General features: G+C 71.1%; 23 protein-coding genes. 16 read left to right on the top strand and 7 right to left on the bottom strand.

The window, feature by feature from the left end:
- Nucleotides 1–108 precede the first annotated feature (108 nt).
- The 8 genes from ACFWV2_RS22125 to ACFWV2_RS22160 all read left to right on the top strand — a co-directional run bounded on the left by ACFWV2_RS22125 (nt 109) and on the right by ACFWV2_RS22160 (nt 6,959).
- The gene (locus tag ACFWV2_RS22125) at nt 109–756 is read left to right on the top strand and encodes an HAD family hydrolase (protein WP_384406854.1); all 648 of its coding nucleotides are present in this window, start codon (nt 109–111) and stop codon (nt 754–756) included.
- Nucleotides 757–799: 43 nt separating this feature from the next.
- Nucleotides 800–2,014, top strand: coding sequence for an MFS transporter (locus ACFWV2_RS22130; protein ID WP_384406856.1), 1,215 nt, complete (start codon nt 800–802; stop codon nt 2,012–2,014).
- The gene (locus ACFWV2_RS22135; RefSeq protein WP_384406858.1) at nt 1,983–3,158 is read left to right on the top strand and encodes an acetoin utilization protein AcuC; all 1,176 of its coding nucleotides are present in this window, start codon (nt 1,983–1,985) and stop codon (nt 3,156–3,158) included. Before ACFWV2_RS22130 ends, ACFWV2_RS22135 begins: the two co-directional genes overlap by 32 nt.
- An 85-nt stretch (nt 3,159–3,243) precedes the next feature.
- A complete protein-coding gene (locus tag ACFWV2_RS22140) occupies nt 3,244–4,059 on the top strand; it encodes a phosphatase (protein WP_384406860.1) in 816 nt (271 codons plus the stop codon).
- A gap of 127 nt (nt 4,060–4,186) precedes the next feature.
- Nucleotides 4,187–4,396, top strand: a complete 210-nt coding sequence (locus ACFWV2_RS22145; RefSeq protein WP_015034391.1) for a helix-turn-helix domain-containing protein — start codon at nt 4,187–4,189, stop codon at nt 4,394–4,396.
- Nucleotides 4,397–4,560: 164 nt separating this feature from the next.
- On the top strand, nt 4,561–4,659 hold the full coding sequence (locus tag ACFWV2_RS22150; protein ID WP_003948845.1) for a 30S ribosomal protein bS22: 99 nt from the start codon (nt 4,561–4,563) through the stop codon (nt 4,657–4,659).
- A gap of 137 nt (nt 4,660–4,796) precedes the next feature.
- The gene (locus ACFWV2_RS22155) at nt 4,797–5,879 is read left to right on the top strand and encodes an NAD-dependent epimerase/dehydratase family protein (protein ID WP_384406861.1); all 1,083 of its coding nucleotides are present in this window, start codon (nt 4,797–4,799) and stop codon (nt 5,877–5,879) included.
- A gap of 15 nt (nt 5,880–5,894) precedes the next feature.
- Nucleotides 5,895–6,959, top strand: coding sequence for a lysophospholipid acyltransferase family protein (locus ACFWV2_RS22160; RefSeq protein WP_384406863.1), 1,065 nt, complete (start codon nt 5,895–5,897; stop codon nt 6,957–6,959).
- A gap of 67 nt (nt 6,960–7,026) precedes the next feature.
- On the opposite strand, the gene ACFWV2_RS22165 is transcribed toward ACFWV2_RS22160, so the two are convergent.
- The 3 genes from ACFWV2_RS22165 to ACFWV2_RS22175 form a co-directional block, all read right to left on the bottom strand.
- Nucleotides 7,027–8,265, bottom strand: a complete 1,239-nt coding sequence (locus ACFWV2_RS22165) for a DUF5667 domain-containing protein (protein WP_384406865.1) — start codon at nt 8,263–8,265, stop codon at nt 7,027–7,029.
- Nucleotides 8,266–8,563: 298 nt separating this feature from the next.
- The gene (locus tag ACFWV2_RS22170) at nt 8,564–9,349 is read right to left on the bottom strand and encodes an ECF subfamily RNA polymerase sigma factor, BldN family (RefSeq protein WP_384406867.1); all 786 of its coding nucleotides are present in this window, start codon (nt 9,347–9,349) and stop codon (nt 8,564–8,566) included.
- 410 nt (nt 9,350–9,759) lie between these two features.
- The gene (locus tag ACFWV2_RS22175; RefSeq protein WP_384406869.1) at nt 9,760–10,713 is read right to left on the bottom strand and encodes an HAD family hydrolase; all 954 of its coding nucleotides are present in this window, start codon (nt 10,711–10,713) and stop codon (nt 9,760–9,762) included.
- Between the two features lie 100 nt (nt 10,714–10,813).
- Here ACFWV2_RS22175 and ACFWV2_RS22180 point away from each other — a divergent pair, with 100 nt between their 5' ends.
- The 7 genes from ACFWV2_RS22180 to ACFWV2_RS22210 all read left to right on the top strand — a co-directional run bounded on the left by ACFWV2_RS22180 (nt 10,814) and on the right by ACFWV2_RS22210 (nt 17,770).
- The gene (locus ACFWV2_RS22180; protein WP_384406871.1) at nt 10,814–11,083 is read left to right on the top strand and encodes a glutaredoxin family protein; all 270 of its coding nucleotides are present in this window, start codon (nt 10,814–10,816) and stop codon (nt 11,081–11,083) included.
- Between the two features lie 272 nt (nt 11,084–11,355).
- Entirely contained in the window at nt 11,356–12,159 is an 804-nt protein-coding gene (locus ACFWV2_RS22185; protein ID WP_384406873.1) for a redox-sensing transcriptional repressor Rex, read from the top strand.
- Nucleotides 12,156–13,511, top strand: coding sequence for a glutamyl-tRNA reductase (locus ACFWV2_RS22190; RefSeq protein ID WP_384406875.1), 1,356 nt, complete (start codon nt 12,156–12,158; stop codon nt 13,509–13,511). The genes ACFWV2_RS22185 and ACFWV2_RS22190 overlap by 4 nt, the downstream gene beginning before the upstream one ends.
- Nucleotides 13,508–14,494, top strand: coding sequence for a hydroxymethylbilane synthase (gene hemC / locus ACFWV2_RS22195; RefSeq protein ID WP_384406877.1), 987 nt, complete (start codon nt 13,508–13,510; stop codon nt 14,492–14,494). Before ACFWV2_RS22190 ends, hemC begins: the two co-directional genes overlap by 4 nt.
- A complete protein-coding gene (locus tag ACFWV2_RS22200) occupies nt 14,491–16,161 on the top strand; it encodes a uroporphyrinogen-III synthase (protein WP_384406879.1) in 1,671 nt (556 codons plus the stop codon). Before hemC ends, ACFWV2_RS22200 begins: the two co-directional genes overlap by 4 nt.
- A gap of 273 nt (nt 16,162–16,434) precedes the next feature.
- Complete coding sequence (gene hemB, locus ACFWV2_RS22205; protein WP_384406881.1) at nt 16,435–17,439, top strand: porphobilinogen synthase; 1,005 nt, start codon at nt 16,435–16,437, stop codon at nt 17,437–17,439.
- A 61-nt stretch (nt 17,440–17,500) separates the two neighbouring features.
- Entirely contained in the window at nt 17,501–17,770 is a 270-nt protein-coding gene (locus ACFWV2_RS22210; RefSeq protein WP_360793845.1) for a DUF1876 domain-containing protein, read from the top strand.
- Nucleotides 17,771–17,851: 81 nt separating this feature from the next.
- Here ACFWV2_RS22210 and argS read toward each other — a convergent pair whose 3' ends face one another.
- Nucleotides 17,852–19,618, bottom strand: a complete 1,767-nt coding sequence (gene argS, locus ACFWV2_RS22215; protein WP_384406883.1) for an arginine--tRNA ligase — start codon at nt 19,616–19,618, stop codon at nt 17,852–17,854.
- Nucleotides 19,619–19,836: 218 nt separating this feature from the next.
- Here argS and lysS point away from each other — a divergent pair, with 218 nt between their 5' ends.
- A complete protein-coding gene (gene lysS / locus ACFWV2_RS22220; RefSeq protein WP_384406885.1) occupies nt 19,837–21,561 on the top strand; it encodes a lysine--tRNA ligase in 1,725 nt (574 codons plus the stop codon).
- 68 nt (nt 21,562–21,629) lie between these two features.
- Here lysS and ACFWV2_RS22225 read toward each other — a convergent pair whose 3' ends face one another.
- The 3 genes from ACFWV2_RS22225 to ACFWV2_RS22235 form a co-directional block, all read right to left on the bottom strand.
- Complete coding sequence (locus ACFWV2_RS22225; protein ID WP_384406887.1) at nt 21,630–22,979, bottom strand: DUF2637 domain-containing protein; 1,350 nt, start codon at nt 22,977–22,979, stop codon at nt 21,630–21,632.
- A gap of 168 nt (nt 22,980–23,147) precedes the next feature.
- Entirely contained in the window at nt 23,148–23,885 is a 738-nt protein-coding gene (locus ACFWV2_RS22230) for a DUF3558 domain-containing protein (protein WP_384406889.1), read from the bottom strand.
- Between the two features lie 129 nt (nt 23,886–24,014).
- Nucleotides 24,015–24,962, bottom strand: coding sequence for a DUF3558 domain-containing protein (locus tag ACFWV2_RS22235; RefSeq protein ID WP_384406891.1), 948 nt, complete (start codon nt 24,960–24,962; stop codon nt 24,015–24,017).
- Between the last annotated feature and the right edge of the window lie 141 nt (nt 24,963–25,103).

Raw genomic sequence — 25,103 nt, forward strand, 5'->3', positions numbered from 1 at the left:
TGCAGGGGGGACCCTGTGGGAGAGTAGGACGCCGCCGAACAATTTTTAGCCTCAACCCCCGGACTCTGTCCGGGGGTTGAGGCATTTTTGCGTTCTAAGCTGGGCGGCATGCGCTACGACCTGGTCATCTTCGACAACGACGGTGTGCTCGTGGACAGCGAGCCGATTTCCAACACCCTGCTGGCCGGCTATCTGACGGAGCTCGGGCATCCCACCTCGTACGAGGAATCCGTTCGGGACTACATGGGATCCGCCATGCACCGGATTCATGAACTCGTCGAAGAGCGGAGTGGACAGCGATTGCCGGCGGAGTTCGACGCGACGTTCCATGCGCGTGTGTTCGCTGCCTTCCAAGCCGAGTTGGAGGCCGTGGCCGGGGTTCGGGAGGTGCTGAGGCTGCTTGCCGAGGGTGGGGTTCCGTACTGTGTGGCCTCCTCGGGGAGTCATGAGCGGATCCGGGTGGGACATCGGAAGACGGGACTCGACGCCTGGTTCCGGGACGAGATCGTGTTCAGTGCCGACGATGTCGGGCGGGGGAAGCCGGCGCCCGATCTGTTCCTGTACGCCGCCGAGCGGATGGGGGTGGCCCCCGAGCGGTGCGTGGTGGTCGAGGACAGTCGGCTCGGGGTGCAGGCGGCCCTTGCGGCCGGGATGGACGTCTACGGGTTCACAGCGATGACGCCCGAGGAGAAGCTCGCCGGGGCCCTCGGGTTCTTCCGCGGAATGGAGGAGCTGCCGGCGATATTGGGCCTGTGATCCACCTACCCCGCGGTAGGTTCCGGCCGTACGCTGTGCCGCCATGACGGATGCGCGGTTGCGGCGTGGGCGGGGATCCCTGGCGGTCAGCTTCTTCGTGCAGGGGGTCACCTTCGCCCTGCTCGTGACCCGGATACCGGCGATCCAGGAGCGGTACGGGATCTCGGACGGGCTGCTGCCGGCGTTCCTGGCCGCCGTGCCGATCCTGGCCGGGGTGGCGAGTGTGGCGACCGGGAGGGTCGTCGCCACGGTGGGGCCTGCGGTGGTGCTGCGGTGGTCCCAGCCGCTCGTCCTCCTGTCGTTGCTCGCCGTGGGGGTGGGGAGCGAGTTGTGGCAGGCGGCGGTCGCCCTGGGGCTCTTCGGGCTCGCGGTCGGCGCCCTGGACGCCTCCATGAACATGCTGGGGGTCAGCCTCCAGCGGGCGTACGGGCGGAGCATCATGCTCGGGTTCCACGCCTCGTACAGCCTCGGGGGGATCGTGGGTGCCTCGCTGGCGTGGGTGGGGGCGCGCGGGGACCTGTCGCTGTTCGTGTCGTATCTGCCGGTGGTCCTGGTGCTGTTGCCCGTCGCACTCGTCGGCAGCCGGTGGTACGCGGCCGGTGGGGACGGGGCGGGGGAGGAAGTGGGGGAGAGCGCGGGGAGCGGGGTCGCCTTCGCGTTGCTGCTGCCGCTCTGCCTCGTCATGACCTTCGCGTACATCGGGGACTCGACCGTCTCCAACTGGAGTGCCAAGTACCTCCAGGACGTGTTGGGCAGTTCGGAGGAGATGGCGACGGTGCCGTACAACGCGTACATGGTGACGACGCTTCTCGGGCGGGCCGTGGGGGACTTCGGGGTGCGGCGGCTGGGTGCGGCGGCGGTCGTGCGGGGCGGGGCCGTGCTCGCCGCGGTGGGGTTCGCGGTGGTCGCGGTGGCGCCGGGGGCCTGGGTGGGGATCGCCGGGTTCACGGTGCTCGGTCTCGGGTTGAGCGTGATCGTGCCGCAGACCTTCGCGGCGGCCGGCCGGCTGGCCTTCGCGAGTGACGGTCCCGGGGGGAGCGACGCGGCGGTGGCACGGCTCAACGTCTTCAACTACGTCGGTTTCCTCATCGGGTCGCCCTTGGTGGGGGCGCTCGGGGACGCGTGGAGCTACCGGGGGGCCATGCTGGTGCCGATGGTGCTGGTCCTGGTGACGGTGGCCTACGCCACGTCGTTCGGCTCGCGGGCGGCCCGATACGGTGGCGGGCATGAGCGGCCGCGCACTGTTGATGTGGGATGAAGCTGTCACGCAGTACGACTTCGGGTCCGAGCATCCGATGGATCCGGTACGGCTCGCGCTGACGATGTCGCTGGTGCGGGCGTACGGGCTCGACCGGGCGGTGGACGTCGTGGCGGCCAAGCCGGCCGGGGACTCGACGCTGCGGCTCGTGCACCGCGAGGACTACGTGGCGGCGGTGCGGGCCGCGTCGGTGGATCCGCGGGGCGCCGACCAGGCGTACGGGCTCGGTACGGTCGACGATCCGGCGTTCTCCGGGATGCACGAGGCCTCGGCGCTGATCGCGGGGCAGTCGGTGGGGGCGGCGGAGGCGGTGTGGCGCGGGGAGGCCGCGCACGCGGTGAACTTCGCGGGCGGGCTGCACCACGCGATGCCGGGGTCCGCCTCGGGTTTCTGCATCTACAACGACGCCTCGCTGGCGATCGCCAGGCTGCTCGAGCTGGGCGCGGAGCGGGTCGCGTACGTGGATGTGGACGTGCATCACGGGGACGGGGTGCAGGCGGCGTTCTGGGAGGACCCCAGGGTGCTGACCGTGTCGCTGCACGAGCATCCTCGGACGCTGTTCCCGCAGACGGGGTGGCCGGAGGAGACGGGCGCGGCGGGTGCCGGTGAGGGCGGGGCGGTGAACGTGGCGCTGCCGGCGGGGACGGGTGACGCGGGGTGGCTGCGGGCATTCCACGCCGTCGTGCCGGAGCTGATCGCGGACTTCCGGCCGCAGGTGCTCGTCACGCAGCACGGCGCGGACACGCACTTCGAGGATCCGCTCGCGCACCTGGCGGTGTCGCTGGACGCGCAGCGGGCCGTGCAGGAGGCCTGTCACGAGCTGGCGCACGCGTACGCGGACGGGCGCTGGGTGGCCCTGGGCGGTGGCGGGTACGCGGTGGTGGACGTCGTACCGCGGTCGTGGACGCATCTGGTGGGGATCGCGGCGCACGCTCCGGTGGATCCGGAGTCGGTGATCTCGTCGTCGTGGCGGGACGAGGTGTACGCGCGGACCCGGCAGTCGGGGCCGGCGCGGATGACGGACGGGCGGTGGCCGGTGGGCTTCCGGGACTGGGCCGAGGGGTACGACCCGGCGGACCGGCTCGACCAGGCGGTGCTCGCCACCCGTAAGGCCGCTTTTCCGTTGCGGGGGTTGCTCGCCTAGAACGTTCTGGTGGGCGTTACGCCGACGGTGGGGTGTCCGGGGGGTTCGGGCTCCGGCGTGGGGGTGTTCCGGCAGCATCGGGTGGATGTTGAGTACCGGGGCGCTGCGGGCGCATCTGTTGGCGGCGGGGTTGGCGGGAACGGTGGCGACGTCGCGGGAGGAGAGCCTGCGGAGCTACCGGCTCTTCGCCGCGCGCGATCCGCGGGTGCTGCTGGGGCTCGACCCGGCGTGGGGGTGGGGCGAGGCCGAGCTGTTGCGGCTGATGGCCGACAAGTGCGGGGTGTCGGGGGATCCGGCGCATCGGACGGGGCCCGACGTGATCGATCCCGAGCGTACGGTGAGGGGGCTCGACGCCTTCGCGGCGCGGTTGGGCGCGGCGGCCGCGCGGCGGGTTCCGGTGCTCATCGGGACGGGGCATCCGCATCGGCTGCTCGGTTTCTACGTCGCTCTCGCAGACGCTTTGTCGGCGGCGGGATGTCTTGTCCTCACACCGGCGCAGGGGCGATGTGTCGACATAACGACGCGGTTCGGCGTACGTACGTACCTCATCGACTACGTACGGGGGGTGGCCCTGGTGCGGGAGCCGGGGCCGTCCGGGGGTGGGCGCGAGCCGGGGGCGCACTCCCACTCCCCGCTGCCGGTCAGGGCGGTTCTGGAGAGCGCGGCCGAGTGCGGCGGGCCGCTTCCGGAGCTCGTCGTGGGGGACCACGGATGGGTCTGCGGGGCAGGTCAGCTGGGTATCGAGGCCATCGGACTCGCCGATACGGATGATCCGGCGCTGTTCGTGGGCGAGGCGGAGGGGCAGGTGTCGGTGGTCGTTCCGCTGGATGACGGCGTGCGCTCCGTCTTCTACCGCCCCCTTACTCGCTATGTACTCAATCGAGCGTGTCTGTCACGGTAAACGGCCGGTGGTAGCTCCTCTTCCCCACTCGTACCACCCGCCCCTAGGCTGGAGCGTGAGCGCTCGGCGACGGAGAGTCATCGGAGGGGAAGCCGGTGGGCGTCGCGGCGGAAGGTACAGGTGGGTCATGGCTGCTGGCGAACGACCTCTCAACGAGGTCAAGTTTCTGACCGTGGCGGAAGTCGCCTCGGTGATGCGCGTGTCCAAGATGACCGTGTACCGCTTGGTGCACAGCGGTCATCTGCCGGCGATCCGGGTGGGCAGGTCCTTCCGGGTGCCGGAACAGGCGGTTCACGAGTACCTGCGAGAGTCCTTCGTGGGGGTGGGGACCGCGTAGCGCGAGCGCGGCGTCAACGCCGGGAAAGCTCCGTATGTCCCTCGGATTACAAGCGCGGTGCTCGGGGCGGTAGGCTAGGCCGACGTAGGTCGTGTGGGCCCAGACGCCCCGCACCGATTCCCGCCGGGAGGCGGGAATGTTCCGAGAAGTGAGCGAGGGTAGTCGTGGGCTCTGTTATCAAGAAGCGGCGTAAGCGGATGGCCAAGAAGAAGCACCGCAAGCTGCTGAAGCGCACGCGCGTTCAGCGTCGCAACAAGAAGTAGGCGACAGCTGCATCGCAGCGTTTCGTGCGTCAGGCGTGGCCCTTCACCGTTCGCGGTGGAGGGCCACGTCTTATGTGCGCGGAAATCCCGAGGCGCTACGGTGGCGACCAACGGAAGACCGACGGAAGGCGCTGATCTTGGGCAAGGTCGTGCTCGTCACCGGTGCCGCCCGGCACCTCGGGGGCCGCTTCGTGCGGCGGATCCAGCGGGACCCGGAGGTGGAGCGGGTGATCGCGGTGGACGCGGTCGACCCCGCGCACCGGCTCGGCGCCGCCGAGTTCGTACGGACCGACATCCGCAGGCCGGAGATCGCCAAGATTCTGGCCGAGCACGACGTCGACACGGTGGTCCATCTGGACGTCACCGGCACGGCGCTCGGCGGTGGGGGCCGTACGTCGGTCAAGGAGACCAACGTCATCGGCACCATGCAGCTGCTCGGCGCCTGCCAGAAGTCGCCGCGGATCAGCCGGCTCGTGGTCAAGTCCAGCACCAGCGTCTACGGCTCCGCGCCCCGCGACCCGGCCGTCTTCACCGAGACGACGGCCGCGAAGGCGCTGCCCAGCGGGGGCTTCGCCAAGGACGCGGTCGAGGTCGAGGGGTACGTACGGGGCTTCGCCCGGCGCCGCCCGGACGTGGCCGTGTGCGTGCTGCGGTTCGCGAACATCCTCGGGCCCCGGATCGACTCCCCACTGTCCGAGTACCTGGCGCTGCCGATCCTGCCGACCGTCCTCGGCTACGACCCGAGGCTGCAGTTCGTCCACGAGGACGACGTGATCGACGTGCTGCGCCTGGGGGCGCACGAGCCTCGCAGGGCCACGCAGAACAGCGGCACCTTCAACGTGGCCGGGGACGGGGTGCTGTTGCTGTCCCAGTGCGCGCGGCGCCTCGGGCGGCCCACGGTGCCGGTGCTGCTGCCCGCGGTCACCTGGGTGGGGACGGCGCTGCGTACGGTCGGGATCACCGACTTCGCGCCCGAGCAGATCCGGCTGCTCACCCACGGCCGGGTCGTCTCGACCGTCCAGACGCGTGAGGTGCTCGGATTCTCGCCGCGCTACTCCACGGCGGAGACCTTCGCCGACTTCGCGCGCGGCCGGGGGCCGGGACTGTTGCCGCCTGCGAGGCTCGCGGGGGCGGTGGACCGGCTGGCCGGGCGCCTGGCCCCACCCGCCGTGCCTGCCGTACCTGTCTCATCTGTTCCCCCCGTTCACGACGGCGCCTGAGGAGGCCGGACAGCGATGGCGGACGCCAAGGTCATTCCGTTCGACGACGACCGGTCGCGGGCCCGGCGACGGCCCGGCCGCCCCGACGGCGAGGCGGCGGCCGTACGGGCCCTGCCGGGGCCTCAGAAGGGCCCTGAGGAGCCCGGGGAGGCCCGGGAGGGTGTGTTGCCCGGTGACGGTGGTCCTGAGGACGGTGCCGGCGTGAGCTCCGTCGGTGGGGCCGAGGGGCCTGCCGGGACGAGTGGCTGGGAGCGCCGGCTCGCGGGCGGGCTCGCGTTCCTTCGGCGGCGGATCACCGGCGACTACGAGGTCGACGAGTTCGGCTACGACGAGGAACTCACCGGCCAGGTCCTGATGTCGCTGCTGCGCCCGCTGTACGAGAAGTACTTCCGGGTGGAGGTGAAGGGCGTCGAGAACATCCCGGCCGACGGCGGGGCCCTGATCGTCGCCAACCACTCGGGGACCCTGCCGCTGGACGGGCTGATGATGCAGGTCGCCGTCCACGACCACCATCCGGCCGGGCGGCACCTGCGGCTGCTCGCGGCCGACCTGGTCTTCGTGCTGCCGGTCGTCAACGAGCTGGCCCGTAAGGCGGGGCACACCCTGGCCTGTGCGGAGGACGCGGAACGGCTGCTGCGCGCCGGCGAGATCGTCGGGGTGATGCCCGAGGGCTTCAAGGGCATCGGGAAGCCGTTCGGGGAGCGGTACAAGCTCCAGCGGTTCGGGCGGGGCGGATTCGTCTCGACGGCGCTGCGTGCCGGGGTGCCGATCGTGCCGTGCTCGATCGTCGGGGCGGAGGAGATATACCCGATGATCGGGAACGCGAAGACGCTGGCGCGGGTGCTCGGAGTCCCGTACTTCCCGCTCACCCCGACCTTCCCGTGGCTGGGTCCGCTGGGGGCGCTGCCTCTGCCGACGAAGTGGACGATCCAGTTCGGCGAGCCGATCCCGACGGATTCCTACGCGCCGGAGGCGGCGGAGGACCCGATGCTGATGTTCAACCTGACGGATCAGGTACGGGAGCAGATCCAGCACACGCTGTACAAGTTGCTGGTGGAGCGGCGGTCGGTGTTCTTCTGAGGCGAGTGGTCGTCCGGGCACGCAGGAAGGGGCGCCCCCACGGACGGGGGGCGCCCCTTCCTGCGTGTCAGCGAGCGTCCTCGCTGTCGATGCCGAGGCCTGGGAGCAGGCCCGGCAGGATGGGTGGGATGGTCACGTCCGGCATGTCCGGCGGGGCCTGGTCGCCCGTGGGGGGCGTCGGCGTGCCGGTCGGGGAGGGCTTGAGCAGACCGCCGGTGCTGCCGCCGAGGAGGCCGTCGTCCTCCGGTGAACCGGTGACGCCGTCCGAGCTCGGGCTGGTGCCCGTGCTGGGGCCGGTCGGGCGGGGTGGTGCCGAGTGGCTGCCCGAGGGAGGGGCCTGGTCGGGGGAGGACGGACGCTGGGAGTCCGTCTCCTGGGGGGCCTGCGGGGTGCTGGGAGTGCCGCTGGGGCTCTCCGAGCCGATCCCGCTCTTCTCCGGGGTGCGGGGGAGCACCGACTGGAGCGGCTCGACCTCCTCGTCCATGGCGTCGAAGACGTGGGTCACCTCGCTGCCGACGTCCGCCAGTTGCACGGGGAGCCGGTCGCGCAGGCCGTTCCAGGTGCCCCGGTGGGCCTGGGCGAAGGAGTTGAGCCGGGCCATCGGGGCGATCCTGCCGTCCCGCTCGTACGCCTGGCGGAGCAGGCGGTGCCCCTCGCTCGCGTCGTGCTTCATCCCGCCCAGGACGCGGCGGATCTCGCTGAGCGACTCGTGGTCGAGGTCGCCGGAGCGGCCACGCTCCATGAGTCTGCGGGCCTCGCTCAGGCGCGTGGACGCCTGGTCGAGGTAGATGCCGCCGCGATCCGCGTCGTCGTCCGCCATTCCCAGCTTGATGTCCTCCATGCCTCGCTTGAGCCCGTAGAGCGAGTCACCGGGAAGCGCGTCGGAGCTGGCCGCGGCCACTCCGCCGAAGGCGCCCGCCGCCACACCGACGGTGAGGCCGCCGGCGGCGAGGCCCTTGGTCCAGCGGGAACGGGGCCGCAGCTTGCGCAGCGGGGACGCCCGGTGGGCTCCCTTGCCGCTTGCGGTGCGCTGCTCCGGCACCGTGGGTGCCGCGGCCGCGCTCCCCTCCATGAGCATCGCTTCCATGGCGGCGACGAGCTGGGCTCGCTGCACCACCTTGACCTGGGGGTCCAACTGTGGCTTCGGCAACTCGCCGAGACCGTTCGCCAAGGCCAACAGCCGTCCCTGCTCGGCCGGTTCGGCCGAGGCATCGGACTGCTCGGCCGCCGCGCCCTCGGACGCCCGGTCCTCCAGGGTCTGGGCGAAGGCGTTCGCCCGCCGGTGGGCCGATACGTTCGCGATCACTGGCGGCACCTCCTCTCGTCATGACGGTCGACTCCCCGGGGGGTCCGGAAGGTTGCACACCTTGAGCGCATCCACACGAAAGAGTGAGTGGACGCGGACATGGAGTGTCCACAGGGAGCCTGCATCCCGCACAACGAGCGGCGTGGCACTTGGGTTACGCGCGAAAGATGATCGGACCAGTGCGTCATCGGGGCGTCACCGACTGTGAGTTGGGCGGGGGTCGTGGGGACGTGGGGGGAGGGGTGGGAGGGGGCTCGCGGACCGGGGTGTGGGGGCGCGTGTGGGGGGCGCGGAACGCTCAGCGGACGTCGTCCGGGAGAAGACGGGCCAGGGTGCGGACGGCCCGGTACTGCAGGGTCTTGATGGCACCCTCGTTCTTGCCCATGACCCGGGCGGTCTCGGCGACCGACAGGCCCTGGAGGAAGCGCAGGGTCACGCACTCCTGCTGCTGGGGGTTGAGGCGGCGGACCGCGTCGAGGAGTGCGGCGTTGGAGAGGGACTCCAGGACGGAGTCCTCGGGGCTGCGCTCGACCTCGTTGGCGTCGAGCATCTCGCCGGTGGTGACTTCCAGGCGGAAGCGGCTGGACTTGAAGTGGTCGGCGACCAGGTTCCTGGCGATAGTGACGAGCCAGGCGCCGAAGTCGCGGCCCTGCCAGGTGAAGGTGGAGATCCTGCGCAGGGCGCGCAGGAACGTCTCGCTGGTGAGGTCCTCCGCTGTCGCCTTTCCGCCGACGCGGTAGTAGATGTAGCGGTAGACCGTGTCGCTGTACTGGTCGTACAGGCGGCCGAAGGCTTCGGCCTCGCCCGCCTGGGCGCGCTCGACCAGGTCCATCATGCGGGCGCTGTCGCTGTCGGCGGTGGGGCGGCGGACGGGGGTCGAGCTTCCCGAGCGGGCACCTCGTCTGCCCACGGCGGCGCTGCCGTCGGCCAGGGCATAGCAAGGGCCGGCGGGTGCCGGGGCGGCGAAGGCGAATGCGGGGACAGGGCCGGCGTACGCGGTGGGGACGAAGCCGCGCAAGAGGTCGAGGACCGTTGCGCGCAGCGTAGCCAGGCCCGAGGTGTCAACCCCGACGTGTGGGTACACGGGACTCCCAGAGGCAGAGCTTCCATCACGTGCAGTGCGGGACCGTTCACTCGTCGTGGCGACGTGAGGGGTCCTTTGTGCGTCTGAGGAGAATAACGCTTCGTACAGGCAGCGCTACACCCAGTTGCTCAAATCACCGGTTACGACGGTTCTGTTACTGGTTGTAGTCGAAACTGCTCGCTATTAGTGATCGATTCTTGATCGGTTTGCTTTCGGGTGTGACTGCGTCCGCGTTGCGTTGTGCTCAAGTGCGGGGCGCGTGAGTCATTGGGCCCGCTGCGGGGTAAGGGGGCCGGATTGCCGGGGAGTCGACCTGTGCGGTGGTGTTCGACCACGGACGGGTGAGGGTGCCTGGTCCGGGGTTGTCGCAGATGATCACAGCCGAAACGTATCGGCAGGGGCGAGCCGTGTCAGTGACGGCGGCGGTGCAGCGCGACCGCGGCGGCCGTGCCTCCGGCCAGGGCGCCGAGGCCCGCCGCGGCGGGGATCCCGACCTTGGCGGCCTTGCGTCCGGTCCGGTAGTCGCGCAGTCGCCAGTCCCTGGCCTTGGCGTGCCTGCGGAGCTTGGCGTCCGGGTTGATCGCGTACGGGTGCCCGACCAGCGAGAGCATCGGGATGTCGTTGTGCGAGTCGCTGTAGGCGGCGCAGCGGCCCAGGTCGAGTCCCTCGGCGGCGGCGAGCGCCCGTACCGCCTCGGCCTTGGCGGGTCCGTGCAGCGGCTCACCGACCAGCTTGCCGGTGTAGACGCCGTCGACGGACTCGGCGACCGTGCCGAGCGCGCCGGTCAGGCCGAGGCGCCGGGCGATGATCGTGGCCGTCTCCACCGGGGCGGCGGTGACCAGCCAGACCTTCTGGCCGGCGTCAAGGTGCGCCTGGGCCAGGCCGCGGGTGCCCGGCCAGATGCGGTCGGCCATGTACTCGTCGTAGATCTCCTCGCCCATCGACATCAGCTCGGAGACCCGGTGGCCCTTGACGATGGACAGGGCGCTCTCGCGGGCGTCCTGCATGTGCTCGGGATCCTCGACGCCGACGAGCCGGAACCAGGCCTGCTGCCAGGCGAAGCGGGCGAGCTCGCGGCGCTGGAAGAACTTCCGCTTGTAGAGGCCGCGGCCGAAGTGGAAGATCGCGGCGCCCTGCATCACGGTGTTGTCGAGGTCGAAGAACGCGGCCGCCCGTACGTCGCCGACGACCGGGAACACGGGCTCGATCGGCGCCTGGGGCGGCGCGGCCGCCGCGGCCGCCTCCCGCTCCCGTTCCAGCTGGAGCGAGGACTTCCGTGCTGCCTCGGCAGCGGCCTCGCCTGCGAGGACGCTGCGCGCGGTGGCGGAGCGCCTACGGGGGGTGAGCCATCCCAGAGCGGCCATGCGGTGAGCATAGCCAGTCTGTTCGGGACTTCCCGAGACGTGACGGTGCCGCGGCGTGAACACTGCGGGGCTCTCCTGTTGATCGGGACAGAATGGGCGCATGTTCGGACGGACGAAGAAGAAGGAAGCCGGGGCGCGCACCGTGACGCTGATCGGCAAGCCGGGGTGCCATCTGTGCGACGACGCGCGCGCGGTGATCGAGGCCGTGTGCGCGGAGACGGGGGCGCGCTGGGAGGAGAAGGACATCACGCGGGACGAGGAGCTCCACCGGGCGTACTGGGAGCAGATTCCCGTGGTCCTGGTCGACGGCGAGCAGCACACGTTCTGGCGTGTCGACGCGGGGCGGCTCCGTCGCGAACTGGGTGCGTGACCGAAACGCGGCTACCATCGTGGACGTTTTGTTGGCTTTCGGGGGCGGTGCCGTGAGGAGAGTGTGCGGTTATGCCCCCTTCGGGTTCTCAACGCGCTGAGGCGCTCCGCGGTTCCGTGACGATACGAACCAGCCGCGTGACCCCGGTCACTTTGGCCGGACAAAACGGACACCATCTTTGTGCACGCGTTCACAAAGACATAGCCTGCATTCGACGGGGCGGTCTTGGGACATATGGCCGCCTGCAGCCCCGCTCATCCCGCAGGAGCACCGTGGCAACTGGCCGAACTCACCGACCGGCGACCCGTAGCCGAGGAATTCCCGAGGCCACCGTCGCCCGGCTTCCGCTGTATCTGCGCGCCCTCACGGCGCTCTCGGAGCGCTCCGTACCCACGGTCTCCTCCGAAGAGCTCGCGGCCGCGGCGGGGGTCAATTCCGCGAAGCTCCGCAAGGACTTCAGCTACCTCGGCTCCTACGGCACCCGCGGGGTCGGCTACGACGTCGAGTACCTCGTCTACCAGATCTCCCGTGAGCTGGGGCTCACCCAGGACTGGCCGGTCGTCATCGTCGGCATCGGCAACCTCGGTGCCGCCCTCGCCGGCTACGGCGGGTTCGCGTCCCGTGGCTTCCGCGTCGCCGCGCTGATCGACGCCGACCCCGCCATGACCGGCAGGCCGGTCGCCGGGATCCCCGTCCAGCACAGCGACGACCTCGAGAAGATCATCGACGAGGACGGCGTCTCCATCGGCGTCATCGCGACCCCGGCCGGCGTCGCCCAGCAGGTCTGCGACCGGCTCGTGGCCGCCGGAGTCACCTCCATCCTGAACTTCGCCCCCACCGTGCTCTCCGTGCCCGACGGCGTGGACGTCCGCAAGGTCGACCTCTCCATCGAGCTGCAGATCCTCGCCTTCCACGAGCAGCGCAAGGCCGGCGAGGAGTCGAACGCCGAGTCCGGCACGGACACGGGCGCCGACGCGGAGGCCGCCGTGGCCGCCGTACCGCCGGCCCCCCGTGGTGCCACGGGCGCCGGCCGCAAGGGACCCGACGGGGACGTCCCCGCCGTGATGCCGGCATGAGCCTCCTCGTGGTCGGCCTCAGCCACCGCAGCGCCCCGGTCTCCATCCTGGAGCGGGCCGCGCTGTCGGCGGACACCCAGGCCAAGCTCCTCCAGGACACCCTCGCCGCCGAACCGGCCACCGAGGGCACCGTCCTCGCCACCTGCAACCGCATCGAGCTCTACGCCGACGTGGACAAGTTCCACGCGGGCGTCGCCGAGCTGTCCACCCTCCTCGCGCAGCACAGCGGGGTCGGCCTGGACGAGCTCACTCCTTATCTCTACGTGCACTACGAGGACCGGGCCGTCCACCACCTCTTCTCGGTGGCGTGCGGACTCGACTCCATGGTCGTCGGCGAGGGCCAGATCCTCGGCCAGATCAAGGACGCCCTCGCCCTCGGCCAGGAACTCCACACCGCGGGCCGCCTCCTCAACGATCTGTTCCAGCAGGCCCTGCGGGTCGGCAAGCGCGCCCACAGCGAGACCGGGATCGACCGGGCCGGGCAGTCGCTCGTCACGTTCGGGCTCGAGCAGATCGCCGACGGAGCCGACGTCGACACCTGGGCCAAGGGTAAGAAGGCACTCGTCATCGGCGCGGGATCGATGTCCTCGCTCGCCGCCGCCACGCTCGCGCGTGCCGGCGTCTCCGAGATCGTCATCGCCAACCGCACCCTGACCCGCGCCGAGCGGCTCGCGCAGATCCTGAGCGAGCCCGGTGGCACCGGAGTGGCCGCACACGCGGTCGAGATGGTTGCCGTCGGCGACGAACTGACACGTGCCGACGTCGTCGTCTCCTGCACCGGCGCCACCGGACTCGTCCTCACCGGCGACGGGGTCGAGACCGCCGTACAGGGCCGGCGCACCCCGCTCGCCCTGCTCGACCTCGCCATGCCCCGCGACATCGACGCCGCCGCGCACCGCGTCCCCGGCGTCCGCCTCGTCGACATCGAGTCGCTCGCAGAGGCCTCCGCCGACGCCCCCATGGCCGCCGACGTCGACCTGGTGCGCGGCATCGTCTCCGACGAGGTCGCCGCCTTCGGCGCCGCCCAGCGCGCCGCCCACATCACCCCCACCGTCGTCGCCCTGCGCACCATGGCCGCCGACGTGGTGGCCAACGAGGTCGCCCGGCTCGAGGGCCGGCTGCCCGGCCTCGACGACAAGCAGCGCGCCGAGATCACCCAGACCGTGCGCCGCGTCGTCGACAAGCTCCTGCACGCGCCGACCGTGCGGGTCAAGCAGCTGGCCAGCGAGCCCGGCGGCGCCGGGTACGCGGACGCGCTGCGGACACTCTTCGACCTCGACCCGGAGACGGTGGCTGCTGTCAGCCGGGCCGACCTGAATGACGCCGACGTCAAGAACCGAGGGCGAGTATGACCGAGAGGGCACTGAGGCTCGGGACCAGGCGCAGCAAGCTCGCCATGGCCCAGTCCGGGCACGTTGCCGACGCCGTCCGGCGGCTGACCGGCCGGCCCGTCGAGCTCGTGGAGATCACGACGTACGGGGACACCTCCCGGGAGCACCTCGCGCAGATCGGCGGCACCGGCGTCTTCGTCGCCGCCCTGCGCGACGCACTGCTCGCCGACGAGGTGGACTTCGCCGTCCACTCCCTGAAGGACCTGCCGACCACCCAGCACCCCGACCTGGTGCTGGCCGCGATCCCGAAGCGCGAGGACCCGCGCGACGTACTGATCGCCCGCGACGGGCTCACGCTGGACCGGCTGCCCCAGGGCGCCCGGATCGGCACCGGTTCGCCGCGGCGCACGGCTCAGCTCCACGCGTACGCACGCAGTCACGGCCTGGAGATCACCTGCGTCCCGATCCGGGGGAACATCGACACCCGGATCGGCTACGTGCGCAACGGGGAACTGGACGCGGTGGTCCTCGCCGCGGCCGGCCTCAACCGCATCGGCGGTACGGAGGAGCTCACCGGCTCCCTGTCGCTCGACCACCTGTCGGTCGACTCCGTCCTGCCCGCCCCCGGCCAGGGGGCCCTGGCGATCGAGTGCCCGGCGTCCGACGCCGACCTCGTCGCCGCGCTCGGCGCGCTCGACGACCCGCTCACGCGGGCCGCCGTGACCGCCGAACGATCCCTGCTCGCCGCCCTGGAGGCCGGCTGCTCCGCACCCGTGGGTGCGCTGGCCGACCTGCTGGCCGACGACCCCGGTCACGGGCAGGTTGTCACCGAGATGCGCCTGCGCGGCGTCGTCGGCACCACCGACGGCTCGACGCTGGTGCAGCTGTCCACCACCGGACCCGTACCCACCTCGCACGACGAGGCCATGGCGCTCGGACGCGAACTCGCGGACGAGATGCTCGCCAAGGGTGCGGCCGGTCTTATGGGGGAGCGAGCACTTTGAACCCCACCCGCCCGACCACCAGCCCGCTGTCCCCGGCCTTCGCGGGCCATGGACACGTCACATTCCTCGGCGCAGGCCCCGGTGACCCCGGACTCCTGACCCTCAGGGCCGTGGAGGCCCTCGCCGGAGCGGATGTCCTGATCGCCGAGCCGGAGGTGCTCGAGGTCGTTCGCGGCCACGCGCGCGCGGGGGTGAGCACGCCGGAGCTGACGATTGTTGACGAGGCGTCAACAACCGCCGGTGTCCCCGTGTTGAGGGACGCCGCCAATCTTGTCATGGAGGCCGCGAGGGGCGGCAGGCGGGTCGTCCGTGCGGTGACCGGCGACCCCGGCCTCGACGGGAACGCCGGAGCCGAGATGCTCGCCTGCGCCACCGAGGGCATCCCCTTCGAGGTCGTGCCCGGCGTCGCCACGGCCGTCGGCGTACCCGCGTACGCCGGTGTGCCGCTCCGTGACGCCCAGGGCACCGACGTGCGCTTCGTCGACGCGCGCACCGCCGACGAGCGGTGCTGGACCGAGGTCGGTGCCTCCGACGGCACCGTCGTCGTCTCCACCTCGCTCGACTCGGTGGCCGCGGCCGCCGGTGAACTGGTGGCGGCGGGCCGTAAGCCGGACACCCCGCTCACCGTCACCATCGCGGGCACCACCACCCGGCAGCGGACCTGGAACGCCACGCTCGGCACCATCGCCCAGGTCTTCAAGCAGGGCAAGATCCTCCCCTCGCCCGAGGGCCACCGGCCGGTCATAGCCGTGGTCGGCGAGCGCAGCGCCCCGGCGCAGCGGGACCAGCTGTCGTGGTTCGAGTCGAAGCCGCTCTTCGGATGGCGGGTGCTCGTGCCGCGCACCAAGGAGCAGGCCGCGTCGCTCTCCGACCAGCTGCGTTCGTACGGCGCGGTGCCCCACGAGGTACCGACCATCGCCGTCGAGCCGCCGCGCACCCCGCAGCAGATGGAGCGGGCGGTCAAGGGGCTCGTCACCGGACGGTACGAGTGGATCGCCTTCACGTCGGTCAACGCGGTGAAGGCCGTACGGGAGAAGTTCGAGGAGTACGGGCTCGACGCGCGTGCCTTCGCCGGGATCAAGGTCGCGGCGGTGGGCGAGCAGACGGCCGCGGCGCTGGTCGACTTCGGCGTGAAGCCCGATCTGGTGCCGAGCGGTGAGCAGAGCGCCGCCGGGCTCCTCGAGGACTGGCCGCCGTACGACCCCGTCTTCGATCCGATCGACCGGGTGTTCCTGCCGCGGGCCGACATCGCGACCGAGACGCTGGTCGCCGGTCTCATCGAGCTCGGGTGGGAGGTCGACGACGTCACCGCGTACCGGACCGTACGGGCCTCGCCGCCGCCGGCGGACACGCGTGAGGCGATCAAGGGCGGCGGCTTCGACGCGGTGCTGTTCACGTCGTCGTCGACCGTGCGGAACCTGGTCGGTATCGCCGGGAAGCCGCACAACGTGACCGTGATCGCCTGCATCGGGCCCGCCACGGCCAAGACGGCCGAGGAGCACGGGCTGCGGGTCGACGTCCTGTCGCCCGAGCCGTCCGTGCACAAGCTGGCGGAGGCGTTGGCGGACTTCGGGCTGCGGCGGCGGGCGTCCGCGCTCGAGGCGGGGGATCCGGTGACGCGGCCCTCCGAGCGGCGGCCGGGGGCGCGGAGGCGTCGGACGACGTAGGTGGTTCGTGCGCTTAAGTGCGCGTGGGGTGCGGGTCCTTCGAGGGCCCGCGCCCTTTGCGTTGTGCGGGGCCGGGAAGTGAGGGTTTCTCGTGGGTGCGGGGCGCTCGGGGTGCGGGTTCGGGCGCCAGCGGCCTGGGCCCGGCACGGGGCGCCGTCCCGTGTGCCCACCCGTCCCGCCCTGCGGGACGATTGCCCACACGGGGGCGGGGCCGGACGTATGCCCACACCGGGTCGGTAAGTGCATCGTTTCCGCGGGCGTAGCCTCGGGTTTATGAACTCGTACGGATCCTTTCCCGGGGCGCGGCCGCGGCGGCTGCGGACGACGCCTGCCATGCGGCGGATGGTGGCCGAGACGCGGCTGCACCCCGCCGATCTGATCCTCCCCGCGTTCGTACGCGAGGGGATCACCGAGCCCGTTCCGATCCAGGCCATGCCCGGGGTCGTCCAGCACACCCGGGACACCCTGCGGAAGGCCGCGGCCGAGGCGCTGGAGGCCGGGGTCTCCGGCATCATGCTCTTCGGCGTGCCCGAGGACGACAAGAAGGACGCCCTCGGTACGGCCGGTACCGACCCGGACGGCATTCTGCAGGTCGCCATCCGTGACGTGAAGGCCGAGGTGGGCGACGAGCTCGTCATCATGTCGGACCTGTGCCTCGACGAGTACACCGACCACGGGCACTGCGGCGTCCTCGACGCCGACGGCCGGGTCGACAACGACGCCACGCTGGAACGTTACGCCGAGATGGCCCAGGTCCAGGCCGACGCCGGTGTTCATGTGGTCGGCCCCTCCGGAATGATGGACGGCCAGGTCGGGGTCGTCCGGGACGCCCTGGACACCATCGGCAAGGAGGACGTGTCGATCCTCGCGTACACCGCGAAGTACTCCTCCGCCTTCTACGGTCCCTTCCGCGAGGCCGTCGGCTCCTCGCTCCGCGGTGACCGCAAGACCTACCAGCAGGACCCCGCGAACCTTCGGGAGTCGATGCGCGAGCTCGCCCTCGACCTGGAGGAGGGCGCCGACATGGTGATGGTGAAGCCCGCCGGGCCGTACCTCGACGTGCTCGCGAAGGTCGCCGAGTCGGTGGACGTGCCCGTCGCCGCGTACCAGATCAGCGGTGAGTACGCGATGGTCGAGGCGGCCGCGGAGAAGGGCTGGATCGACCGGGACAAGGCGATCATGGAGACCCTCACCGGCATCCGGCGGGCCGGCGGGCAGATGATCCTGACCTACTGGGCCACCGAGGCCGCGCAGACACTGGGGTCGGCTCGCCGGTGACGGCCGTCCGGCGCACCCTGGAGGGGTAGCCGACAGGTCCTCGCTGGAGGTGGTCCTCATGATGCACACGCTTGTCGGATGGCATGTGGAGATGGAGTTCCAGGAGGAGGGCGACCGCACGCGGGCCGCGGCCATGGTCCGGCTGGGCGACGGCACCGAGTTCCGGGCCCACGGAACCGCGAACCGTCACCCCTCCGATCCGGACCAGCTGAGGGTGGGCGAGGAGATCGCCGGGGCGCGTGCCCTGATGGACCTCGCCTCGCAGCTGCTGCAGAAGGCGCATACGGAGATCGACGAGGTGTCGGGCAGGACCTCGCACTCCCTCCGTTGACGATTCCGTCGACGACGAAGCCCCCGGCACGGATTCCGTGCCGGGGGCTTCGCCTTCGGATCGACTGTCGCTCCGGGGCCGTCAGAGGCGCTCGGGCGTCCTGATGCCGAGGAGAGCCATGCCCTGGTGGAGCGTGCGGGCGGTCAGGTCGCAGAGGAAGAGGCGGTTCTCGACCTGCTCCGGGGTGTCCGCCTTCAGGACCGGGCACTCCGAGTAGAACGTCGTGTAGTGCGAGGCCAGCTGGTACAGGTACGCGGCCAGCTTGTGCGGGGCGTACTCCGCGGCCGTCTCGGCGATCAGCTCGCCGAACGCGTCCAGGTGCAGACCGAGGGCCCGCTCCGACGGCGCGAGGGCCAGCTCGGGGTGGGCGGCCGGCCTGGCGTCTCCCGCCTTGCGGAGGATCGACTGGATACGGGCGTACGCGTACTGCAGGTAGACCGAGGTGTCGCCGTGGAGCGAGACCATCTGGTCCAGGTCGAACTTGTAGTCGCGGGCCGCCGAGGTCGACAGGTCCGCGTACTTCACGGCGCCGATGCCCACCTGCGTACCCCGCTCGGCGATCTCCTGCTCCGTGAGGTCCTGGGCCTTCTCGCGGACGACGGCCGACGCCCGGTCGATCGCCTCGTCCAGCAGGTCCACCAGCCGGACCGTCTCGCCCTCGCGGGTCTTGAACGGCTTGCCGTCCTTGCCGAGGACCGTGCCGAAGGCCAGCTGGACGGCCTTCACGTCGTCGTTCAGCCAGCCGGCCCGGCGGGCCGTCTCGAAGACCATCTTGAAGTGCAGCGACTGCCGGGCGTCGACCACGTACAACAACGTCGTCGCCTTCAGGTTCCGCACCCGGTCGCGGATCGCGGACAGGTCCGTCGCCGCGTACCCGAAGCCGCCGTCGGACTTCTGGACGATCAGCGGGGTCGGGTTGCCGTCCGGGCCCTTGACGTCGTCGAAGAAGACGCACAGCGCGCCCTCGGAGCGGACGGCGACGCCCGACTCCTCCAGGATGGCGCAGGTCTCCGCCAGCATGTCGTTGTACCCGGACTCGCCGACGACGTCGGCGTCCCGGATGTCCATGTCGAGCTTGTCGAAGACCGAGTAGAAGTAGATCTTCGACTCGTCGACGAACCGCTGCCAGAGCGCGAGCGTCTCCTCGTCACCGGCCTGGAGGTCCACCACCCGCGCACGGGCCCGCGTCTTGAACTCCTCGTCGGAGTCGAAAAGAGCACGCGAGGCCTTGTAGAGCCGGTTCAGGTTCGACATGGCCTCCTCGCCGGAGACCTCGCCGCCGTCCTCGGCCCTGTGGTCCAGCTCGTGCGGGTGCTCGATCAGGAACTGGATGAGCATGCCGAACTGGGTGCCCCAGTCACCGATGTGGTGACGGCGGACCACGCTCTCGCCGGTGAACTCCAGGATCTCGACCATCGCGGCGCCGATCACGGCGGACCGCAGGTGCCCGACGTGCATCTCCTTCGCCACGTTCGGCTGGGCGTAGTCGATGACCGTCGTGCCCGCCGACTCGTTGAACGGCACGCCCAGCCGGGCGTCGGCGGCGCGGGCCGCGAGCGTGCGGACGATCGCCGCGTCCGTCACCGTGATGTTCAGGAAGCCGGGGCCCGACACCTCGATCTCCGCCAGGACGTCGTTCTCCGGGATCGCGGCGACGACCCGGGTCGCCAGCTCACGGGGGTTCCCCTTGAGCTGCTTGGCCAGCGCCAGGATGCCGTTGGCCTGGAAGTCGGCCCGGTCGCTTCGTCGCAGCAGCGGGTCGGCGGACGCCGCCTCCGGCAGGGCTGCCGAGAGGCCGTCCGCGAGGCGCTGCTGCACGGTCGAAGCGAGGGAAGGGACCGAGGCCATGAGCTTCCGTTCCTGTTGGGTTCGTCAGGGGTTCGTCAGGTCTGATTCGCTTGTCAAGTGTCCCACGGCAGCGCAACGAGATTTCCCCGCCTGTGGACAACCCCGGACGCCGCGCGATCTCTTGCTGTGGACAACCTCGGAGCGCGCTGTTCCGTCTGGGAGAATGGCTCACGTAGAGCTGTCAGGCAGAACCCCTCAGGAAGAAGGACGTACCGACCGTGGCTCAGAGCAGCACCGAGACCGACTGGGTCTCCCGTTTCGCGGACGAGGTCATCGCCGAGTCGGAGCGACGTGCGCCTGGCAAACCGGTCGTCGTCGCCTCCGGCCTCTCCCCCTCCGGCCCGATCCACCTCGGCAACCTCCGCGAGGTCATGACCCCGCACCTGGTCGCCGACGAGATCCGCCGCCGCGGCCACCAGGTCAGGCACCTCATCTCCTGGGACGACTACGACCGCTACCGCAAGGTGCCGAACGGCATCGGGGGCATCGACGCGTCCTGGGCCGAGCACATCGGCAAGCCGCTGACCTCCGTCCCGGCCCCCGCCGGCTCGCCCCACCCCAACTGGGCCGAGCACTTCAAGGCCGCCATGGTCGAGTCGCTGGCCGAGCTGGGCGTCGAGTACGACCCCATCAGCCAGACCGAGCAGTACACCGCCGGCGCCTACCGCGAGCAGATCCTGCACGCCATGAAGCACCGCGGCGACATCGACGCCATCCTCGACCAGTACCGGACGAAGAAGACGCCGAAGAAGCAGTCGCAGAAGCCCCTCGACGAGGCCGAACTGGAGGCCGAGGAAGGCTCCGGCGCCGCGAGCGAGGACGACGGCTCCGGCGGCGCCTCCGGCTACTTCCCGTACAAGCCGTACTGCGGGCGGTGCGAGAAGGACCTCACCACCGTCACCTCGTACGACGACGAGACCACCGAACTGGCCTACACCTGCACGGAGTGCGGCTTCGCCGAGACCGTGAAGCTCAGCGAGTTCAACCGCGGCAAGCTGGTCTGGAAGGTCGACTGGCCCATGCGCTGGGCCTACGAGGGCGTCATCTTCGAGCCCTCCGGCGTCGACCACTCCTCGCCCGGCTCGTCCTTCGTCGTCGGCGGCCAGATCGTCCGCGAGATCTTCGACGGCGTCCAGCCCATCGGACCCATGTACGCCTTCGTCGGCATCAGCGGCATGGCCAAGATGTCCTCCTCGCGCGGCGGCGTACCCACAGCCGCCGACGCCCTGAAGATCATGGAAGCGCCGCTGCTGCGCTGGCTGTACGCCCGCCGCAGGCCCAACCAGTCCTTCAAGATCGCCTTCGACCAGGAGATCCAGCGGCTCTACGACGAGTGGGACAAGCTGGAGACGAAGGTCGCCGACGGCACCGTGCTGCCCGCCGACGCCGCCGCCCACTCCCGCGCCGCCCGCACCGCCGCCGGGGAGCTGCCGCGCACCCCGCGGCCGCTGCCCTACCGGACGCTCGCCTCCGTGATGGACATCACCGCAGGCCACGACCAGCAGACCCTGCGGATCCTCACCGAGCTCGACCCGGAGAACCCCGTCACCTCCCTCGACGAGGTCCGGCCGCGCCTCGACCGCGCCGAGAACTGGATCACCAGCCAGGTCCCGGCCGACCAGCGCACCATCGTCCGCGAGGAGCCCGACACCGAGCTCCTCGGCTCCCTCGACGACGAGGGCCGCGAGTCGCTCCGCCTGCTCCTGGAGGGTCTCGACACCCACTGGTCGCTCGACGGGCTCACCACCCTCGTCTACGGCGTCCCGAAGGTGATGGCCGGTCTCGACCCCGAGGCCAAGCCGACGCCCGAGCTGAAGCTCGCGCAGCGCGCGTTCTTCGCCCTGCTGTACAAGCTGCTCGTCAGCCGGGAGACCGGACCGCGGCTGCCGACGCTGCTGCTCGCGGTGGGTGCGGACCGGGTGAGGAAGCTGCTCGGAGCCTGACCACGACCAGGGGAAAGGGCCGCCACCCGGAGACGGGGTGGCGGCCCTTTCCCTGTGTTCGTGCGGACTCAGGCCGGGCGGTAGTCCTGCATGTCCCGCCGGATCTGCTCCTGCACCCCCGGGACCACCTGCTGCAGCAGGGCGGGGTTGCGCGGCTGCCCGCCGCCGTAGTGATCGGCGACCATGGCCGCGAGCTCCGGATCCTCCGGGAAGCGGTCGTGCTCCAGGGCGTACGCCCAGGTCAGCTTGTAGACGACCTCACGGAACTCGTCGACCTGCGCCTCCGGCTCCTCCACGTACTCGGGGTACGGCTCGAACGCCTCGGGGCCCTGCTCATGGCGCGGGTCCGGGACCGGGACGTCCTCCGGGCCCAGCGGTACGGGGACCGGGGTCGGCGCCAGACCGTCGACGTACTGCGGGTCGAACGCCGTCTCATGGGCCTCGGACGGGAGCTGCGGCGCCTGGAACCACGGACTGTCGTGGTTCGGGGCCTCCGCCTCGGGGAGCTGACCGCCCTGCCCACCCGGCTGCGCCTGGGCCTGTCCCTGCGCCTGCGCCTGTGCCGGGCCCTGTACCTGGGCCTGTGCCGGGCCCTGCGCCTGCACAGGGCCCTGCTGGAGCTGGGGCTGGGGCTGTTGGGGCAGGAGAGGCTGAGCCAGCTGCTGGGGCTGTGGCTGGAGCTGCTGGTGGGACTGGAGCTGCGGCTGCGGCTGCGGGGGCAGCAGGGCCGGCTCGATACCCGCCGCCGCGAGGCCCGCCGCCGCCGTCTCCGCCAGCGGGACGCCGTACCGGGCGAGCCGCAGCGGCATCAACGCCTCCACCGGCGCCTTCCGGCGCCAGCTGCGGCCGTAACGGGCCTGCAGACGCGCCTGGTAGATCAACCGCTCCTGCTCCAGCTTGATCACCTGCTCGTAGGAGCGCAGCTCCCACAGCTTCATCCGGCGCCACAGCCGGAACGTCGGTACCGGAGACAGCAGCCAGCGGGTCAGTCGGACGCCCTCCATGTGCTTGTCCGCCGTGATGTCCGCGATCCGCCCCACCGCGTGACGCGCGGCCTCGACGGCCACCACGAACAGCACCGGGATCACCGCGTGCATCCCGACGCCCAACGGGTCCGGCCAGGCGGCCGCGCCGTTGAACGCGATCGTCGCCGCGGTCAGCACCCACGCCGTCTGCCGCAACAGCGGGAACGGGATCCGCAACCACGTCAGCAGCAGATCGAGGGCGAGCAGCACACAGATGCCCGCGTCGATGCCGATCGGGAAGAAGTACGAGAAGGTGCCGAAGCCCTTGTCCAGGGCGAGCTCGCGCACGGCGGCGTACGAACCCGCGAAACCGATCCCCGCGATGATCAGCGCACCGGCGATGACGAGGCCGATGAGTATTCGGTGTGTGCGTGTCAGCTGCATCGCGGCCACCCGCGAACCCTCCCGTCATTGACATCCCGCGCGCACAGAGTGGCACACGCGAGCGAAGCCCGGCCCTCGGGGGAGGGACGGGCTCCACGCGGACACGCCACTGTGCGCAGGTATGTGACTACTTGTCGGGCCTGCCCGTCAGGCATGTCCGCCCGGCTGCCCGCCCGACTACTTGTTCGCGGCGGCGACCGCGGCCACGGCCTCCTTCGCCGCCTTCACCGCGCCGTCCACGATGGTCTTCTCCGTCGGCGTCGGCGCGCCCGCGTACCCGGCCCCGTTGTACGAGAGCAGGACCAGGATGTTGCCCGTACGCGCCACGACGGAGCCGTACACGAAGTCCTCGTCCGTCTTGCGCAGCTGGTACGCGACGGTCTTCGCCTCCTCGCCGATGCCCGTGGCCGTGGTGGTGCGGAGCTTCTTGGCACCCGGGGTCTCCTCGACCTTGGCGAGCTCCTTCGCGAAGTTCTCCCGCGCGCGCTCCTGGCCGCTGCCGAGCGTGGCGTCCGACTCGTACCGGTAGAACGACACGTCGAGCCAGCGGTACTGCGAGCCCTTCACGCCCTTGTCGGCGAGACCGTTCCACGAGCAGCCGCCACGGCTCGCCACGTCGCTGGAGGGCGCGGGCGTACCGTTCTTGGTCTTCGCCTTGGGCACCAGCGCAGCCGTCGTCCCGGCGGAGATCGCCTTGCAGGCCTGCGGCAGCTTCGCGAACCTCGCCGGCTCGACCGTCTTCGTGGTCTGCGACGGCGAGGGGGTGGCGGACGCCGACACGCCGCCCTTGTCCTTCGAACCCGTCGAGCCGGAGCCGCCGTCGCCGGAGTCCGAGGAGCAGCCGGCGACGACGAGCATCACCGGGACGGCGGCGCAGGCGAGTATGCGGGTGAGTCGCGGGGCTGATCGCTGCATGGTTCCTTCAGTCGCTTGTCGTGCGGTCCGGCCGGAGCTCCCGGCGGCCACCGGCACGGGTGCGGATGGGCCACGGGTACGGCGACACGTTACGTGGTCGCCGCGCCCTCACGGAGCGGAGCCGGACCGCTACTCCTCCAGGCGCTCGGCGAGCAGCCGGGCCAGGTTCCGGGCCTTTTCCTGCAGCTCCCCGCTGTCCGGGGCCTCGGCCGCGGCGGTCGTCCGCTCCCGGTAGGAGACGGTCACGATGACGTTGGATGTGCGGAACACCACGCTCACGACACGCTCACGACCGTTCGCGCCCACCGTCTTCAGGACGTCGTCCAGATACGCGACGTTCCCGAGGCCGACGAGGACGCGGGGCTCCAGACCGGTGGGGGCGGGGCCGGACGGGGTGGGGTCGGACGGACCGGTGCCGGTGGGGGAGCCCGTGCTGCCCGGCGCGGTGCCCTTCGGGGGCGTGGGCGGAGCGGTGGTGCCCGGCGCGGTCCCGCCCGCGCTCCGGGCGGGCCGGGTGCTCGCGCCGACGGGTGCCGTAGCCCCTGTCGCTGTCGGCGTGGCAGTCGCTGTGGCTGTGGGGGTCGGTGGGGCCGTCGGGGCCAGCGGGATGCCGGCCGCGAGCTGCTTGCGGACGAACACCTCCTGTGCCCGGTCGTCGTCGCTGACGGCGGTGTCGTACGACACGACCCGCTCGACGTCGAGCGCCAGCCGGTGCGAGACGTCCGGACTGTCGGCCTTCCACGCGCACCCGACCCGCCGGTCGGTGTCGTAGGTGACGGCGGCCGAGCCCCGGTACGCCTGCTCGCGCTCGGGGTCCGCCAGGGCTGCGGCGCCCGGGAGCAGGTCCTTGAGCGTGCCCGGCGGGACGGCGCCGCAGGGCTCGAAGAGCGTGCGGTAGCGGCCGGGGGGTGCGACGGCCGCGGCGGGGCCGGCCTTGGCGTCGACGGCGACGTCGTCCGTCGGGGTGCCCGAGGAGCATCCGGTGAGGCCGATCCCGAGGCCGAGGCCGAGTGCGAGGACGACGGCGGTGCGCGCCGCGGGCCCGGTTCGGCCGGGGGCGTACCTCTTTCGCTGCACGGTCCCAGGCTCCCTTCTCCCGAAGTCTTTCCCGAAAACTGTTTGCCGCGCGAACCCGGCCGGTGGACACAATGTCTATCGCACACGCAGCCGTTGATGCTGGTCCGTTGTCACCTGTACGGGCTTTGGCTCCGGTTTTTG

This window comes from Streptomyces sp. NPDC058671 (genome assembly GCF_042716475.1).
Taxonomy (GTDB): domain Bacteria; phylum Actinomycetota; class Actinomycetes; order Streptomycetales; family Streptomycetaceae; genus Streptomyces.